Raw genomic sequence first — 13,643 nt, forward strand, 5'->3', positions numbered from 1 at the left:
CGCTGGTGGCCTCGTCGAAGATCAGGATCGGCGGGTCCTTCAGGAACGCGCGGGCGATGGTCAGCCGCTGCTTCTGCCCACCCGACAGCTTCACCCCGCGCTGGCCGATGTCGGCGCCGTAGCCGCCGGGCAGGTCCTGGATGAAGTCGTGCGCGTGCGCCGCCTTGGCCGCGGCGACAACCTCGGCGTCGGTGGCGTCGGGGCGGCCATAGCGGATGTTGTCGGCCACCGTCCCGGCGAACAGGTAGACGTCCTGCTGCACCACGCCGACCGACTGGCGCAGCGACGTGAGCGTCACGTCGCGCACGTCGCGGCCGTCGACCAGCACGCGCCCGGCCGTCACGTCGTAGAAGCGCGGGACCAGGGCGCAGAGCGTGCTCTTGCCCACCCCCGACGCCCCGACCAGGGCCACGAACTCGCCCGGCCGGATATCGAGGTCGAGGTCGCGCAGCACCGGCCCGCCGCCGGGATAGCCGAAGCCCACGTCCTCGAAGCGGATCGCCCCGCGTGGCCGGGGCAGGTCGACAGCGCCCGCCCGGTTGCGGACGTCCGGCTCGATCTCCAGCACCTCCATGACGCGGACGAAGCCGCTCCAGCCCTGCTGCCAGAGCCGCATGAAGTTCGCCAGCCGCTGGATCGGATCGACCAGCACCGCCACGCACAGCAGGAAGGTGACGAGGTCGGCCACGTCCAGCCCGCCCTGGACCACGCGCACGCCGCCCACCACGATCACCGCCACGGTCAGAAGTTGGGCGAAGGTCTGCGTCCCGGCCCAGAAGAACGCCTCGCTGAGGTAGCCGGCGCGCCGGCTCTCCAGGAAGCGGCTGTTCTCCACCTCGAAGCGCCGGGCCTCCAGCGCCTCGTTGGCGAACGCCTTCACCACCCGCACCCCGGCCAGCGAGTCCTCCACCCGTTCGTTGATCTCGCCGATCCGCTGGCGACTGACCTTCAGCGCGCGGCCCATGCGCCCGTTGAAGTGCAGCGCATAGAGCGCGGCGAAGGGCATCAGGCCCAGCACCAGCAGCGTCAGCGGCAGGTCCAGCATGGCCAGGATCGCCGTCGCCCCAGCCAGCTTCAGCACCGAGATCGCCAGGTCCTCGGGCCCGTGGTGGTAGAGTTCGCCCAGGTTGAAGAGGTCGTTGGTGATCCGGCTCATGAGCTGGCCCACCCGATGGCGGTCGTGGAACGCGAACGACAGTTTCTGGCAGTGCTCGAAGAGCTCGCGCCGGAGCGCGCCCTCCATGCGCGCGCCCATCACGTGGCCCTTGTAGTCGACGAAGAGGAAGCTGGCGGTCTGCACCGCCAGCAGCGCCAGCATCAGGCCGCCCAGCGCGTAGATCGGAGCGAGGGAACCTGCGCCGTCGGCGCCCTGCAGCCGCTGGGTGACGGCGCGGGCGCAGAGCGGCAGGGCGAGCGACGTGGCCGACACCAGCAGCGCGCAAGCCACGTCGGCCGCCAGCAGCGGCAGGTGCGGGCGGTAGTAGGAAAGGAACCTGCGCACGCGCGCGGCCGTGCGCCGAGCGTCCAGTTCGGAGGCGTCGTGGTCGAGGATCGCCGCGCGAGGCGGCGGCTTCGGAAGGTCGCTAGTCGCGGCGTCGCGCGCCGGCGCCCTCCGGGTCTGCGAAGGCATGATTCATGTCCTGAAGGTGAATGGGGGTCTTCGGTTCGGACATGAAAGTTTGCATGGCAGGCTCCCCAGTCGGCGTTACCACGCGGGGACTATCGCCAGGCGTCTCCGTTCGCACAACTGCGGAATCTCTGCCGTTGTCATCCCGGTTTCGCGAACGCGAAGACCGGGACCCCGATCTGTTGCGCCGAAGGGAACGCGCCGCGGTGAGGCTCTGCCCGCCTTCCGCCTCATTATATCGGGGTCCCGGTCTTCGCGTTCGCGAAACCGGGATGACACGGGAGGGAGGTCAGAGCTCCTTCGCCGCCAGGTCGCGCCAGTGGCGGCCTTCCTTGCGGAATTGGGGGGCGAGCTTGGTCAGGCGCTTGTCCATCTCGGCGACGGCGGCCTGGGCCTCGGCCTTGCGGCCATTGCGGGCCATGAAGGCGGCGTAGCGGGCCTGGGCCTCGAAGCCCGGCATCCGCTGCACGGCCTCGGCATAGGCCGCGTCGGCCTGCGCCGTGTCGCCCAGTCGCTCGTGGGCGCGCGCCAGGGCCAGCACCGCGCCGGGCGCCAAGGGGTCGGCCGTCTCGCCGCCGGGGATCAGTTCGATGACGCGCAGCGCCTCGTCGGCGCGGTCCAGCTCCAGCAGGGCGTTGGCGCGGCCCAGCAGCAGGGCCGGGTCCTCGGCGTGGATGCCGTGCGCCGCCTCCGCGTAGAGGCGCTCGGCCTCGTCGTGCCTTCCAAGTGCGGCCGCCGCATGCGCCAGACGCGACTGGTTGCGCACCGTCGGCGTCTCCTCGCAGGCCTGCTTGGCCTCGCGATATTCGCGCATCGGGTCGAGGGCGGCGCGCGCCGAGCGCTCCAGGCGCTGCGCGGCCGGGCCGCGCGTCAGGTCCGGCAGGACGATGGCGATGAAATAGACCAGCCCGCCCAGCGGCTGGAAGATCAGGATGATCCAGAGCCAGAACAGCTCGCGGCCCGTGCGCACCACATGGACGGCGAGCGCGATCGACAGGACCAGCGACAGTCCGAGCAGCGGCAGCGAGCCGCCGAGAAGACCGAGGGCGCTCATGATTCACCGCGCGCGAGCTTGCGCGGGTCGACCTTCTCGGCGGGGGCGAGGCGCATGACTTCGGCCTGGTACTTCTCGTCCTCGCCCAGGGCCAGCAGGGGCGCCGCGTCCGCGCAGGCCTGCAGCAGGGGCTCGACCCACTTCATGTCGGCCTTGTGGAAGTCGGAGAGGACATGGCCCTGCACCAGGGCCTTGTCGCCCGGATGGCCGGTGCCCAGGCGCGCGCGGCGGAAGTGCGGGCCGATCTGGCTGGTGATCGAGCGGACGCCGTTGTTGCCCGCCGCCCCGCCGCCCGCCTTCATGCGGAAGCGTCCGGGCGCCAGGTCGATCTCGTCGTAGAACACGACCAGGTCCAGGGCGGGGTCCAGCTTGAAGAACTTCACGGCCTCGCCCACCGAGCGGCCGCTCTCGTTGTAGTAGCCCTGGGGCTTGAGGATCAGCGCGCGGACCGGGCCCTGGGGCGTGTCGATCTGGCCCTCCGACGCCTGGCCGTGAAAACGAGAACGCGCCGCTGAGAAGCCCCAGCGGCGCGCGATCTCGTCGACGGCCATGAAGCCGATGTTATGGCGGTTCTTCGCGTAGGTCGCACCCGGATTGCCCAGGCCGGCGATGATCAGCACATCGACCCCCGCGGGAACGCGAAACCCTTAGGCTTCGGCTTCGCCCTCGGCGCCTTCGCCTTCGGCCGCGCCGGTGTCGACCTTGGCGGCGGCGATCGAGGCCACCGTCACGTCGCCGTCCAGGGCGACGGTCGCCTTGCCGGCCAGCTTCAGGTCGGAGACGCGGATGCTGTCGCCGATTTCCTTGCCGGTCAGGTCGACGACGATCTCTTCCGGGATCTCGTCGGCGTGGCACGACACGGTCACGGTGTGCAGCGCGATGTTCAGCGAACCGCCGCGCTTCAGGCCGGGGCTCTCTTCCTGGTGAGCGAAGTGCACCGGCACTTCGATCTTGATCTGCTGGTGCTCGTCGACCCGGTACAGGTCGAAGTGCCACGGCTCGTCGGTCACCGGGTGCATGTCGATCGCCTTGGCGATGACCGGCTGGGTTTCCTTGCCGTACTTCAGGGTCACCAGGTGGCCCAGCAGCTTGCCGGTGTAGAGCGCCTTGCGGAACTCGTTGGCCTTCACGGCGATGGCCACCGGGTCCTTGGCGCCGCCGTACAGGATGCCGGGGACCATGCCGCTGCGGCGGGTGGCGCGCGCGCCGCCCGTGCCGGTTTGCTCGCGCACTTCAACGTTCAGAACGATATCGGCCATGGCCATGCCTCAAAACGAAACCGCCGCGCGACTCGCGCGCGGCGATGGAAGTCCAGACCCATGCGGGTCGAAAGGGTGCGCGTAGATACACAAAAGCCTTCGCCGACGCAACCGGGCGCCGACGGCCCGCGTCAGCTCTTCTTGCGGCCCTTTTTCGGGGCGGGCTTCTTGGTCGGCATGCCCTTGGCGATGGTCTTCGCGTCGGGGACGTAGCGGGCCTCGTACGGCTCGGGCAGGCCGGCCGCGCGGATCATGCAGCGCCCGGTGTCCATCATCGCGTGCTGGCCCAGGCAGAAGACGTCCTCGTAGTTCGGCCGCGCCACCGCCAGGCACTGGTAGAGGTTGAGCTTGGAGGTCGCCGCGCACATGCCGATGTTCGGCTCGTTGGTCAGGGCCATCAGGTGCTCGGCGTTGGCGTCGTTCGCCTCGCCCAGCGCGGCCAGCGCCGCGATCGCCAGGCCTCGGACCACCGTCGGCGTATAGGGCGGGGCCGCCGCGCCGGCGCTGAGTCCCAGCGACGAGATCCCGGTCGAGGCCTGCTGCAGGCGCGCCGTCTCGGCCACGTCGCCCAGCATCGCCGAGGCCGACAGGCTCTTGGCGCCCGCAAGCCGCGCATCGCGGCCGGCGACCTCGGTCTTCGACCAGGGCTGCTTCTGGATGTCGTAGGCCGCCTGTTTGACCGCCTTGCCCTGGTCGTAGAGCTTCTGCGCGTCGCTCCCCAGAGCGGCCACGATCAGGCCCGCCGCGCTGGCCGAGCCCGAGATGCCGACCGCATAGGCCGGGTCCTTCATGATCTCGTAGGCGATCTGCTTCCGCTGCACCGGGTCTTTGGCGTAGACCCGCGCGCCGTCCACGAACGCCTTGTCCTGCAGCGCCACCACGGCGGAGTAGGCGATCGCGCCCCGCACCAGTTGCTGGGGCTCGTACGACGCGCCCGTCTGCAGCGAGCGGGCGACCCCCGCGCCGTCCGCGAAGTCGGGCGTGATGCTGGTGCTGCGCACCATGTAGTAGCGGTAGGCGCTCGCCAGCTCGACCATCTTCGGCGACAGGCTCACCACCGGCGCGGCCGGCGGGGGCGGCGGGGCGATGACCGGCGGCGGCTCGGCGCAGCTCGCCAGGACGACGGCGGCGACGGCCGCAGCAAAGGCGGTTTTGACCGGAACTCGGAACGGCATCAGGCGACCTTCCCCCTCTTGCGAGTGGTGATTCTTCGTTGTCCGCCCCCGGAAGGCCCTGGCTTAACCGGCGCGGTGCGCCTTGGGCAAGCGTGACAGGGCCCAACCCTCAGTCGAAGAGTTTCGACACGCTCTCCTCGTTGGCGATGCGGCGGATCGCCTCGCCGATCAGCGGAGCGCAGCTCACGTAGCGGATCTTGCTGCCGGAGCCGACGCGCTCGGGCGCGGGGATGGAGTCGGTCATCACCAGCTCCTTCAGCACCGAGGCTTCCACGCGTTCGACCGCCGCGCCCGACAGGACGCCGTGGCTGACATAGGCCGAGACCTCGGTCGCGCCGCCGTCGATCAGGGCCTGAGCCGCGTTGCACAGCGTGCCGCCGCCGTCGATCATGTCGTCGAAGAGGATGCAGCGGCGCCCCGAGACGTCGCCGATGATGTTGGCCACCTCGCTCTTGCCGGGGCCCGAGCGGCGCTTGTCGACGATGGCCAGTTCCGTGTCGAGCCGGCTGGCCACGGCCAGCGCGCGCACCACGCCGCCCACGTCGGGCGACACGATCAGCAGGTCGCGCCAGCGCTCGTAGTTCTCCTTGATGTCGGCGGCCAGCAGCGGCGCGGACAACAGGTTGTCGGTCGGGATGTCGAAGAAGCCCTGGATCTGGCCCGAGTGCAGATCCATCGTCAGCACGCGGTCGGCGCCCGCACGGGTGATCAGGTTGGCTACCAGCTTCGCCGAGATCGGGGTGCGGCCGCCCGTCTTCCGGTCCTGGCGCGCGTAGCCGAAGTAGGGTGTCACCGCCGTGATCCGCCGGGCCGACGCCCGCTTCAGCGCGTCGATGCAGACCAGCAACTCCATCAGGTGGTCGTTGGCCGGGTAGCTGGTGGACTGCAGGATGAAGACGTCCTCGCCGCGGACGTTCTCGTCGATGGTGACCCAAACCTCGTTGTCGGCGAAGCGCTTCACCTGGGCCCGCGTCAGCGGCACGTCGAGGTGGGAGGCTACGGCCTGCGCCAGCGTACGGTTCGAGTTGCCGGCCAGCAGCTTCATCGGACCCCGACTCCATGTGTTGGATTTGGCGCGGCTTGTAGCAGGGGACGACAGCGGAGCAAGGCCCCATCGCCGCGACGGAACGCCTCCGATCACGGGGGCTCTATTGGTCACGGCGCCGCTGGGCCGCTATCCGGGAAGCCGACGCCATCTTCCGACGCCCAGACCCTGGAGCCCGATGCCCCATCATACCCCGCTGATCGCCACCATCGTCGCCGGCCTCGTCGTCGCCTTCGGGCTCGGCGCCCTGGCCCACCGCTTCCGGATCTCGCCGCTGGTGGGATACCTGGCCGCGGGCGTTCTCGTGGGGCCGTTCACGCCCGGGTACGTGGCCGACCAGCACCTGGCGCAGGAACTGGCCGAGATCGGCGTGATCCTGCTGATGTTCGGCGTGGGGCTGCACTTCTCGCTCAAGGACCTGCTGTCGGTCCGCAACATCGCCATTCCCGGCGCGCTGGGGCAGATGGCGGCCGCGACGCTGATGGGCATGGCGCTGGCCCACGTCATGGGCTGGCCGCTCGTCTCGGGCCTGGTCTTCGGCCTGGCGCTGTCGGTCGCCTCGACGGTGGTTCTGCTGCGCGCCCTGCAGGAACGGCGCATCGTCCAGACCGACCGCGGCCGCATCGCCGTCGGCTGGCTGATCGTCGAGGACCTGGCGATGGTGCTGGCGCTGGTCCTGCTGCCGGCCCTGGGCGACGCCCTGACCGCCTCGGACGCGTCGACGGACGTGATGAGCGGCTGGGTCGTGCCCCTGGCGATCACCTTCGGAAAGGTCGCCGCCTTCGTGGCGGTCATGCTGATCGTCGGCCGCCGGGTGATCCCGTGGATCCTGCACTGGGCGGCCCACACCGGCTCGCGCGAGCTCTTCCGCCTGGCGGTGTTCGCCATCGCGCTTGGGGTCGCCTTCGGCGCGGCCCTGCTGTTCGACGTGTCGTTCGCCCTGGGGGCCTTCTTCGCCGGGATGATCCTGGCCGAATCCGAGCTCAGCCAGCGGGCGGCGGAGGAGACCCTGCCGCTGCGCGACGCCTTCGCCGTGCTGTTCTTCGTCTCCGTTGGGATGCTGTTCAACCCCGCCGTCCTGGTGGACCAGTTGGGCCCGCTGCTGGCCACCGTGGCCATCGTGGTCCTGGGCAAGTCCCTCGCCGCCTTCGTGATCGTGCGCGCGTTCCGGCACGACAACGCGACGGCGCTGACCATCGCCGCCTCGCTGGCCCAGATCGGCGAGTTCTCGTTCATCCTGGCGGGCCTCGGCGTGTCGCTGAAGCTGCTGCCGGCCGAAGGGCGGGACCTCATCCTGGGCGGGGCGATCATCTCGATCCTTTTGAACCCGCTGATCTTCGCGGCGGTCACCAAGGCCCGGCCCAAGGCCAAGGCGAAGACGCCCGAGCCGAAGGCGGGAGCGGTCGAGGCGCCGGCGCCCGCCGACGACTTCCTGCCCACCGCCCTGACCGAGCACGTGATCCTGGTCGGCTTCGGCCGCGTCGGCTCGGCGGTCGCCGAGGGCCTGGAGGCGCAGGGGCGGCCCTTCCTGGTGGTCGAGGTGGATGACGCGGCCCGCAAGCGGGCCCGGGACGCCGGCTTCGAGGTTCTGGCTGGCAACGCGGCCGACGCCGAGGTCCTGGGTGCGGCGGGCGTGACATCCGCCATGCGCCTGATCTGCACCGCCCCGAGCGGCTTCGAGGCGGGCAGCGTGACCGAGGCCGCGCGGCGCCTGAATCCCGGCCTTCAGATCAGCGCGCGGGCCCACTCCGACGCCGAGGTCGAGCACCTGCTCAGGCATGGCTGCGACACGCCGGTCTCGGGGGAGCGCGAATTGGCCGCCGCGATGCTAGCGCAGCTTCGCCCGGCGAAGACCGACGGGCCGCCCGCCGCCGTCGGCCCGCCTCCGGCCGAGGGGCGCCCCATGCTGAACGACGCGGAATGGGCCCTGCTGTCGGCGGGCCGGTTGGACGACCTCGCCCCCGGGCAGGCCGTAGGCCGAGACGCGCTGTTCGACGGCGTCGAGCGCATCGGCGCCTTCGATCCCGAACGGCTGTCCAGCGCCGTGGCCGGCCTGATCGCCAAGGACCTGATGGCCGATCTCGGCGGCGGACGCGTGGCGTTCACCCCGGCCGGGGCTCGCCTCGCCGCGACCGCTCCGGTCTACTAGCCTTCCAGCACGATCGCCGAGAGCAGGCGGCCGTAGTCCGGCTCGCCCTGCTTGAAGGCCCGGCGGTTGGAGAAGAACCAGTCCGGCTCGGCGCAGGTGTCCCGCCCGACCCACTCGCAGCCAGCGACCCCGGCCGCCTCCAGCCGTCCCAGCACGAAGGCCGGCAGGTCGAACTGCCGCTTGTCGTCGCTCGCGCCGGCGGTGAAGAACCGCGCATAGGCGGGGTCCGTCGCGGTGAACCGCTCCAGATACTCCAGTCCCACCTCGTACGAGGCCGGCCCGATGCACGGGCCGACGGCGGCGACGATACGGCCGCGCTGGGCGCCGAGGGTCTCCATCTTGGCCACCGCGTCCTCGATCACGCCGGTGAGCGCGCCCTTCCACCCCGCGTGGGCGGCGGCCACGACGCGAGCCTCCGCGTCGGCGAACAGGATCGGCGCGCAGTCGGCCGCCAGCGCGCCGAGGACGAGGCCAGGGGTCGAACTCACGACTCCGTCGCCCTGCGGCGGCCCCTCGGCCCAGGGGCCGTCCACCGCGAAAGTCGTCGCCGAGTGGACCTGGTAGGCGGTGATCAGATCTCCGCCCAAATGCGCGGCCGCCCGCCGACGGTTCTCGCGCACGGCCTCCGGGTCGTCCTTGGAGCCCACGCCGACGTTCAGGCTGGCGTAGATTCCCTGCGAGACGCCGCCCTGCCGCGTGAAGAACGCGTGGCGCACGCCCGGCAGGTCCAGGAGTTTCGACGTCAGTACGGGCAGGTCGGTCACGTCACGGGTCCTGGAAAGCGGGTGGGACCCACCCGGGGGAATGCAGGCAGCAGGCCTTGAAAAGCTCGCCCATTTCGTCGCCGCCGACCAGCCGGCCGAGTTGCCGGCCGATCACCGGAGCCTTGTCGGGCCGGGCGCGCACCAGGGCCTCGGCGCGCTCGCCGATCCCCAGCCGCGCCAGGAACGCGGCCTGGGTCAGGATGGCCGCCGCCGCCCCCGCCTTGCGCGCCGCGGCCATCACCGCCGGGAAGTCGGCATGGACCGTGAGGTCCGCCTCGCCGGGACCGGCCAGCGGGTCGACCTTCTCGTGGCGCACGAGGGCCTGCAGCGTGTCGCCGAAACCGGACTTGTCGCGTCCGTAGTCGATCAGCAGCGCCGCGCCGCCGTCGGCCGCCAGCCGCGCGCCCAGCGCCGCGCCGAGCGCCTCCTGGGCGGCCGAGATCTCCAGCACGGCGCCGTCGCGCGCGTCGGGCAGGGCGACCGGCGCCGGAACCAAGCCGAAGGCGAGGGCGCCGTGGCTGTCCAGGCCCACCACCTGCTCCGCCCAACCGGTCACCGTGCGCACGAACTGGCGGACGGGCAGGCAGTCCAACAGCTCGTTGGCCACCAGGATCATGGGGTCGCCCACCGGGACCTCGTCCAGCGACCGCGCCCAGCGGACGCGCTCCCCCAGCGCGCGCGCCTGCAGCGCCGCCAGCGGCTCGGAGGTCTCCACCAGCCAGATGTCGGCGGCGTCCAGGAACGCCGGCACGACCCGCGCCGCGCGCAGCAGGTCGCTCATCAGGGTGCCGTCGCCCGGGCCCATCTCGACCAGGGTGAACCGCGCCGGCGCGCCCAAGGCCTGCCAGCACGAGACCGCCCAGACGCCGATCAGCTCGCCGAACATCTGGCTCACCAGCGGGGCGGTGATGAAGTCGCCGGCCTCGCCCAGCGCCGGGCGCGTGGCGTAGTAGCCGTCCTGCGGGTCGTGCAGGCAGGCCGTCATGTACTGGGCGATGGTCAGCGGCCCGGTCTGGGCGATCTGGGCCGCCAGCTTGTCACGCAGGCTCATTGGCCGGCCGGCCCTGGGGCGGTTCGCTGGCCGCCGGCAGCGCCGGGGGCAGGGGCTCGCGCATCCCGCGCCAGATCAGGAACAGCCCGCCCAGCACCATCGGGACGGACAGGATCATCCCCATGGTCAGGCCGAACGGGAAGTTCGGCATCCCGGCGTCGGGCTCGCGCACGTTCTCGATGGCGATGCGGAAGACCCCGTAGAACAGGATGAAGATCCCGGTGATCACGCCGCGGCGGTTCCCCAGCTTCGCGGAATGGGTGGCCCAGCGCAGGATCAGGAACAGGATCAGCCCCTCGAAGGCCGCCTCGTAGAGCTGGCTCGGATGGCGCGGGACGTCGCCGGCCGGGCAATAGCCGAAGGTCTTGATGATCTGCTCGTTGCAGAAGCGGAAGGCCCAGGGAAGGTCCGCCGGCGCCGGGCGACCCCACAGCTCGCCGTTGATGAAGTTGGCGCAGCGGCCGAGGAAGTGGCCGATCGGATAGGCCGGCGCCACAACGTCGGCGATCCGCAGCAGGTCGAGCTTGTTGCGCCAGGCAAAGGCGATCATCGCGATGGAGACGCCGATCACTCCGCCGTGGAAACTCATCCCGCCTTCCCAGACTCGGAAGACGCTGAGCGGGTCGGCCAGGGTCTGCGAGAACGGCGTGTAGAACAGCACGTGCCCCAGGCGGCCGCCGCCGATGACGCCGATGGCGATCCAAAGGATCAGGTCGTCCATTTGCTCGGGCGTGAAGGGCGCGGGACGGTGCGTCCACAGCTTCGGGTTCTTCAGCAGGCCCGTGGCATAACGCCACCCCAGCAGGATGCCCGCCACATAGGCCAGGGCGTACCAGCGGATGGCGAAAGGCCCGAGGTGGACGAGGACCGGATCGATGTTGGGGAAGGGCACTTCTCAGGCGACTCCTGCGTTCCACACAGCGACTTAGAGGAGAAGCCATTCGCTTTCATCCCCCGAAGGGCCATATAGACGGGCGCAACACGCCGGATTTCCGGCAAAGAAGACAAAGAATGCAGACGCAGAACCCATTCCTCGACGAGATCGCCAAGCTCAGCACCGCCGCCATGGGCCTCGCCCAGGCCGCCGGCGAGGAGGCGAAGGCCGCCTTCCGCAGCCAGGCCGACCGCTTCGTGGCGGAAATGGACCTGGTCCGCCGGGAAGATTACGACGCGCTGAAGGCCGAGGTGGCGGCGCTTAGACAGGAAATCGAGGCATTGAAGGCCGCGAAGACGCCCCGCAAATCCTCGAAGTCCGCGTGAAGACAGTGCACGCCACGCGAAAGCCGCTCGCGCGTCACAAGAACCCGCTGACACCCGAAGCAAGAATGGGGTTAGGGTCGGTAATGCGGACGATTCGGGGGCGGCGTTCCGCTCTCCGTCCGAGTCGAAAGGGGTCGTGATGGACACCTCACAGACGGACGACAGCGTCGTCCTGACGAACGACCCGCTCGACGTCGTCGAGCATGTGCTCGCAGCGGAAAATCTTCCCTTCGACCGGACCGAGGACGGCGACCTTGCCTTCACCCTCGCCGGCGACTGGAAGGACTACGAGCTCTGGTTCGCCTGGCGGCCCGAGGGCGACACGCTGCAGCTCTGCCTGTCGATGGACCTCGCGGTTCCCAAGGCGCAGCGCCAGACGGCCCAGGAACTGATCGCCACGATCAACCCGCGTGTCTGGCTCGGCCACTTCGAACTGTGGGACGAGGGCGAGATCATCTTCCGCCATGGCATGGCGCTGATGAGCGGCGAACAGCCCAGCCTGGCCCAGGCGGCGGCGATGATCGACGTGGCGGTGGAAGCGGCCGACCGCTTCTTCCCGGCCTTCGACTTCCTGCTGCGCGGCGCCAAGACCCCGCAGGAGGCCATCGCCGCCTGCATGTTCGAGACTGTCGGCGAAGCTTGAGGTCCGGCAACGCCGCGACACGGCGTCGCGGCGTCAAGTCTTTGAATTTTCTGACATGGCCGCGCTTGGCGGGGGCTATTCTGCGCGTGCCGGTTGCCTTTTGGCGAGGTTCGCCTAACGCCGGTTAGCTAGTCGGAAAGACGTCGTCGCCACAACCTCGCGCGTGGACAAGACGGCGAAAGACACGACGCTGGCGATCGGCGTGAGCCTGGGCGTGGCCCTGGTCACGGCCGTGGTCCTGCTCGCCGCCAGTCGCGCCCCCGACCCCCATGTCGCCGCCGGCGTGTTTCCGCCCTGGTGGAGCCGCAGCGCCGTCGTCGCCGCGGCCGCACAGGCGGGCGTGATCCGCGACCTGGGCGCTGCCCCCTTCATCGTTGTGGTGCGCGACCCCGAGGGCCGCGCCCAGGCGCGCCTGCGACAGGCCGGCGCGCTCTTCTCCGTGGGGCCTGCGGGCTCCGCGGTGTGCGGATCCTAGGAGACGAGATGTTCGAGACCATCGGCCAGCAGCGCCGCTTCGCCGACCGGCTGGTCGTGATGGGCCTGTGGGCGCTCGCGCCGCTGATCGCCGGCGCCGCCGCCTTCGCCGGCGGCGCCTGGCTGCTGCTGGGTCTGGCGGGCGCGGGCGTGGCGGCAGGCGCGACGGTGGTCCGCAAGCTGGTGGGCGAGGGCCCCGCGGTTCGCGTCACGGCCGGCGTCTCGCTGATGGCCTCGGTGTCGCTGCTGGTGGGCGCCTTCTCGGGCCATCCCTGGCAGATCGACATGCACATGGCCTACTTCGCCGCCCTGGCCGTGCTCATCATCTACTGCGACTGGCGGGTCATCGTCGCGGCGACCGCCGTGGTCGCCGTGCACCACCTCCTGCTGTCCTTCATCCTGCCGGCCGCGGTGTTCCCCGGCGGCGGCGACATCCAGCGCGTACTGATCCACGCCGTGATCCTGCTGGTGGAGGCCGGCGTCCTGATCTGGGTCGGGGCCAACCTCGTGCGCATGTTCGAACGCTCGGCCGAGATGCTGGCCACCGCCTCGCAGGCGCGGGAGCGCGCGGAGCGCGCCATGGCCGAGGCCGAGACCGCCCGCGCCGGCGAAAGCCAGGCCGCCACCGAGCGCGAGGCCATGCAGCGCGCCACCGAGGCCGAGGCCCGCACTGTCGTTGGCGAGCTGGCGACCGCCCTGGGCGCTCTGGCCGGCGGAGACGTCGGCCATCGCATCGACGCGAACTTCCCCGACCAGTACGGCCAGCTCAAGCGCGACTTCAACGCCGCCGCCGAGCAGCTTTCGTCCACGCTCGCCAGCATCGTCGAACTGAACGCGCGCGTCCGCTCCAGCGCCGGCGAGATCGCCAGCGCCTCGACCCAGCTCTCGCAGCGCACCGAGAACCAGGCCGCCACGCTCGAGGAGACCGCGGCCGCCCTCGACGAGATCACCGCCACGGTGCGCCGCACGGCCGCCGGCGCCCGTCAGGCCCGCGACGTGGTCGCCGCCGCCCGCACCAACGCCGAGGACTCCGGCCAGGTGGTGCAGTCCGCGGTCTCGGCCATGACCAACATCGAGGAATCGTCGCGCCAGATCAGCCAGATCATCGGGGTGATCGACGAGATCGCCTTCCAGACCAACCT

The 13,643-nt window shown here is 70.7% G+C and carries 14 protein-coding genes; 5 read left to right on the forward strand and 9 right to left on the reverse strand.

Annotated features, from left to right (window positions below; genetic code table 11):
- From Q0L11_RS01770 to Q0L11_RS01795, 6 genes are all read right to left on the reverse strand, one after another.
- Positions 1–1,630 (reverse strand): ABC transporter ATP-binding protein (locus tag Q0L11_RS01770; protein ID WP_296595128.1); only part of this gene is annotated, 1,630 nt, incomplete at its 3' end.
- 286 nt (positions 1,631–1,916) lie between these two features.
- Positions 1,917–2,681 (reverse strand): tetratricopeptide repeat protein, encoded by a 765-nt coding sequence (locus tag Q0L11_RS01775; RefSeq protein ID WP_296595129.1) that lies wholly within the window; start codon positions 2,679–2,681, stop codon positions 1,917–1,919.
- Positions 2,678–3,301: an aminoacyl-tRNA hydrolase gene (pth, locus tag Q0L11_RS01780; RefSeq protein WP_296595130.1), complete on the reverse strand. Its 624-nt coding sequence runs from the start codon at positions 3,299–3,301 to the stop codon at positions 2,678–2,680. The genes Q0L11_RS01775 and pth overlap by 4 nt, the downstream gene beginning before the upstream one ends.
- 27 nt (positions 3,302–3,328) lie before the next feature.
- Positions 3,329–3,940 carry a 50S ribosomal protein L25/general stress protein Ctc gene (locus Q0L11_RS01785; protein ID WP_296595131.1) on the reverse strand — a complete coding sequence of 204 codons (612 nt, stop codon included), beginning with the start codon at positions 3,938–3,940 and terminating at the stop codon, positions 3,329–3,331.
- Positions 3,941–4,071: 131 nt separating this feature from the next.
- Entirely contained in the window at positions 4,072–5,115 is a 1,044-nt protein-coding gene (locus Q0L11_RS01790; protein WP_296595132.1) for a hypothetical protein, read from the reverse strand.
- 109 nt (positions 5,116–5,224) lie between these two features.
- Positions 5,225–6,160, reverse strand: a complete 936-nt coding sequence (locus Q0L11_RS01795; protein WP_296595133.1) for a ribose-phosphate pyrophosphokinase — start codon at positions 6,158–6,160, stop codon at positions 5,225–5,227.
- A gap of 178 nt (positions 6,161–6,338) precedes the next feature.
- Between Q0L11_RS01795 and ybaL the strand changes: the two genes are divergently transcribed.
- On the forward strand, positions 6,339–8,309 hold the full coding sequence (gene ybaL / locus Q0L11_RS01800) for a YbaL family putative K(+) efflux transporter (RefSeq protein WP_367183355.1): 1,971 nt from the start codon (positions 6,339–6,341) through the stop codon (positions 8,307–8,309).
- Here the strand turns inward: ybaL and pgeF are convergent.
- From pgeF to lgt, 3 genes are read right to left on the reverse strand one after another with little or no spacing between them, the layout of a single operon-like run.
- On the reverse strand, positions 8,306–9,073 hold the full coding sequence (gene pgeF, locus Q0L11_RS01805) for a peptidoglycan editing factor PgeF (protein WP_296595134.1): 768 nt from the start codon (positions 9,071–9,073) through the stop codon (positions 8,306–8,308). The two genes, ybaL and pgeF, sit on opposite strands and share 4 nt — an antisense overlap.
- 1 nt (position 9,074) lies before the next feature.
- A complete protein-coding gene (locus tag Q0L11_RS01810) occupies positions 9,075–10,124 on the reverse strand; it encodes an SAM-dependent methyltransferase (RefSeq protein WP_296595135.1) in 1,050 nt (349 codons plus the stop codon).
- Positions 10,111–11,016: a prolipoprotein diacylglyceryl transferase gene (gene lgt / locus Q0L11_RS01815; RefSeq protein WP_296595136.1), complete on the reverse strand. Its 906-nt coding sequence runs from the start codon at positions 11,014–11,016 to the stop codon at positions 10,111–10,113. Before lgt ends, Q0L11_RS01810 begins: the two co-directional genes overlap by 14 nt.
- Before the next feature lie 119 nt (positions 11,017–11,135).
- Here lgt and Q0L11_RS01820 point away from each other — a divergent pair, with 119 nt between their 5' ends.
- From Q0L11_RS01820 to Q0L11_RS01835, 4 genes are all read left to right on the forward strand, one after another.
- On the forward strand, positions 11,136–11,384 hold the full coding sequence (locus tag Q0L11_RS01820) for an accessory factor UbiK family protein (RefSeq protein WP_296595137.1): 249 nt from the start codon (positions 11,136–11,138) through the stop codon (positions 11,382–11,384).
- Positions 11,385–11,523: 139 nt separating this feature from the next.
- A complete protein-coding gene (locus tag Q0L11_RS01825; protein WP_296595138.1) occupies positions 11,524–12,027 on the forward strand; it encodes a YbjN domain-containing protein in 504 nt (167 codons plus the stop codon).
- 163 nt (positions 12,028–12,190) lie between these two features.
- A complete protein-coding gene (locus Q0L11_RS01830) occupies positions 12,191–12,502 on the forward strand; it encodes a hypothetical protein (protein WP_296595139.1) in 312 nt (103 codons plus the stop codon).
- A gap of 8 nt (positions 12,503–12,510) precedes the next feature.
- A partial coding sequence (locus Q0L11_RS01835; protein ID WP_296595140.1) for a methyl-accepting chemotaxis protein occupies positions 12,511–13,643 on the forward strand: 1,133 nt, incomplete at its 3' end.

This window comes from Phenylobacterium sp., assembly GCF_024508875.1.
In the GTDB taxonomy this organism is placed as follows: domain Bacteria; phylum Pseudomonadota; class Alphaproteobacteria; order Caulobacterales; family Caulobacteraceae; genus Phenylobacterium.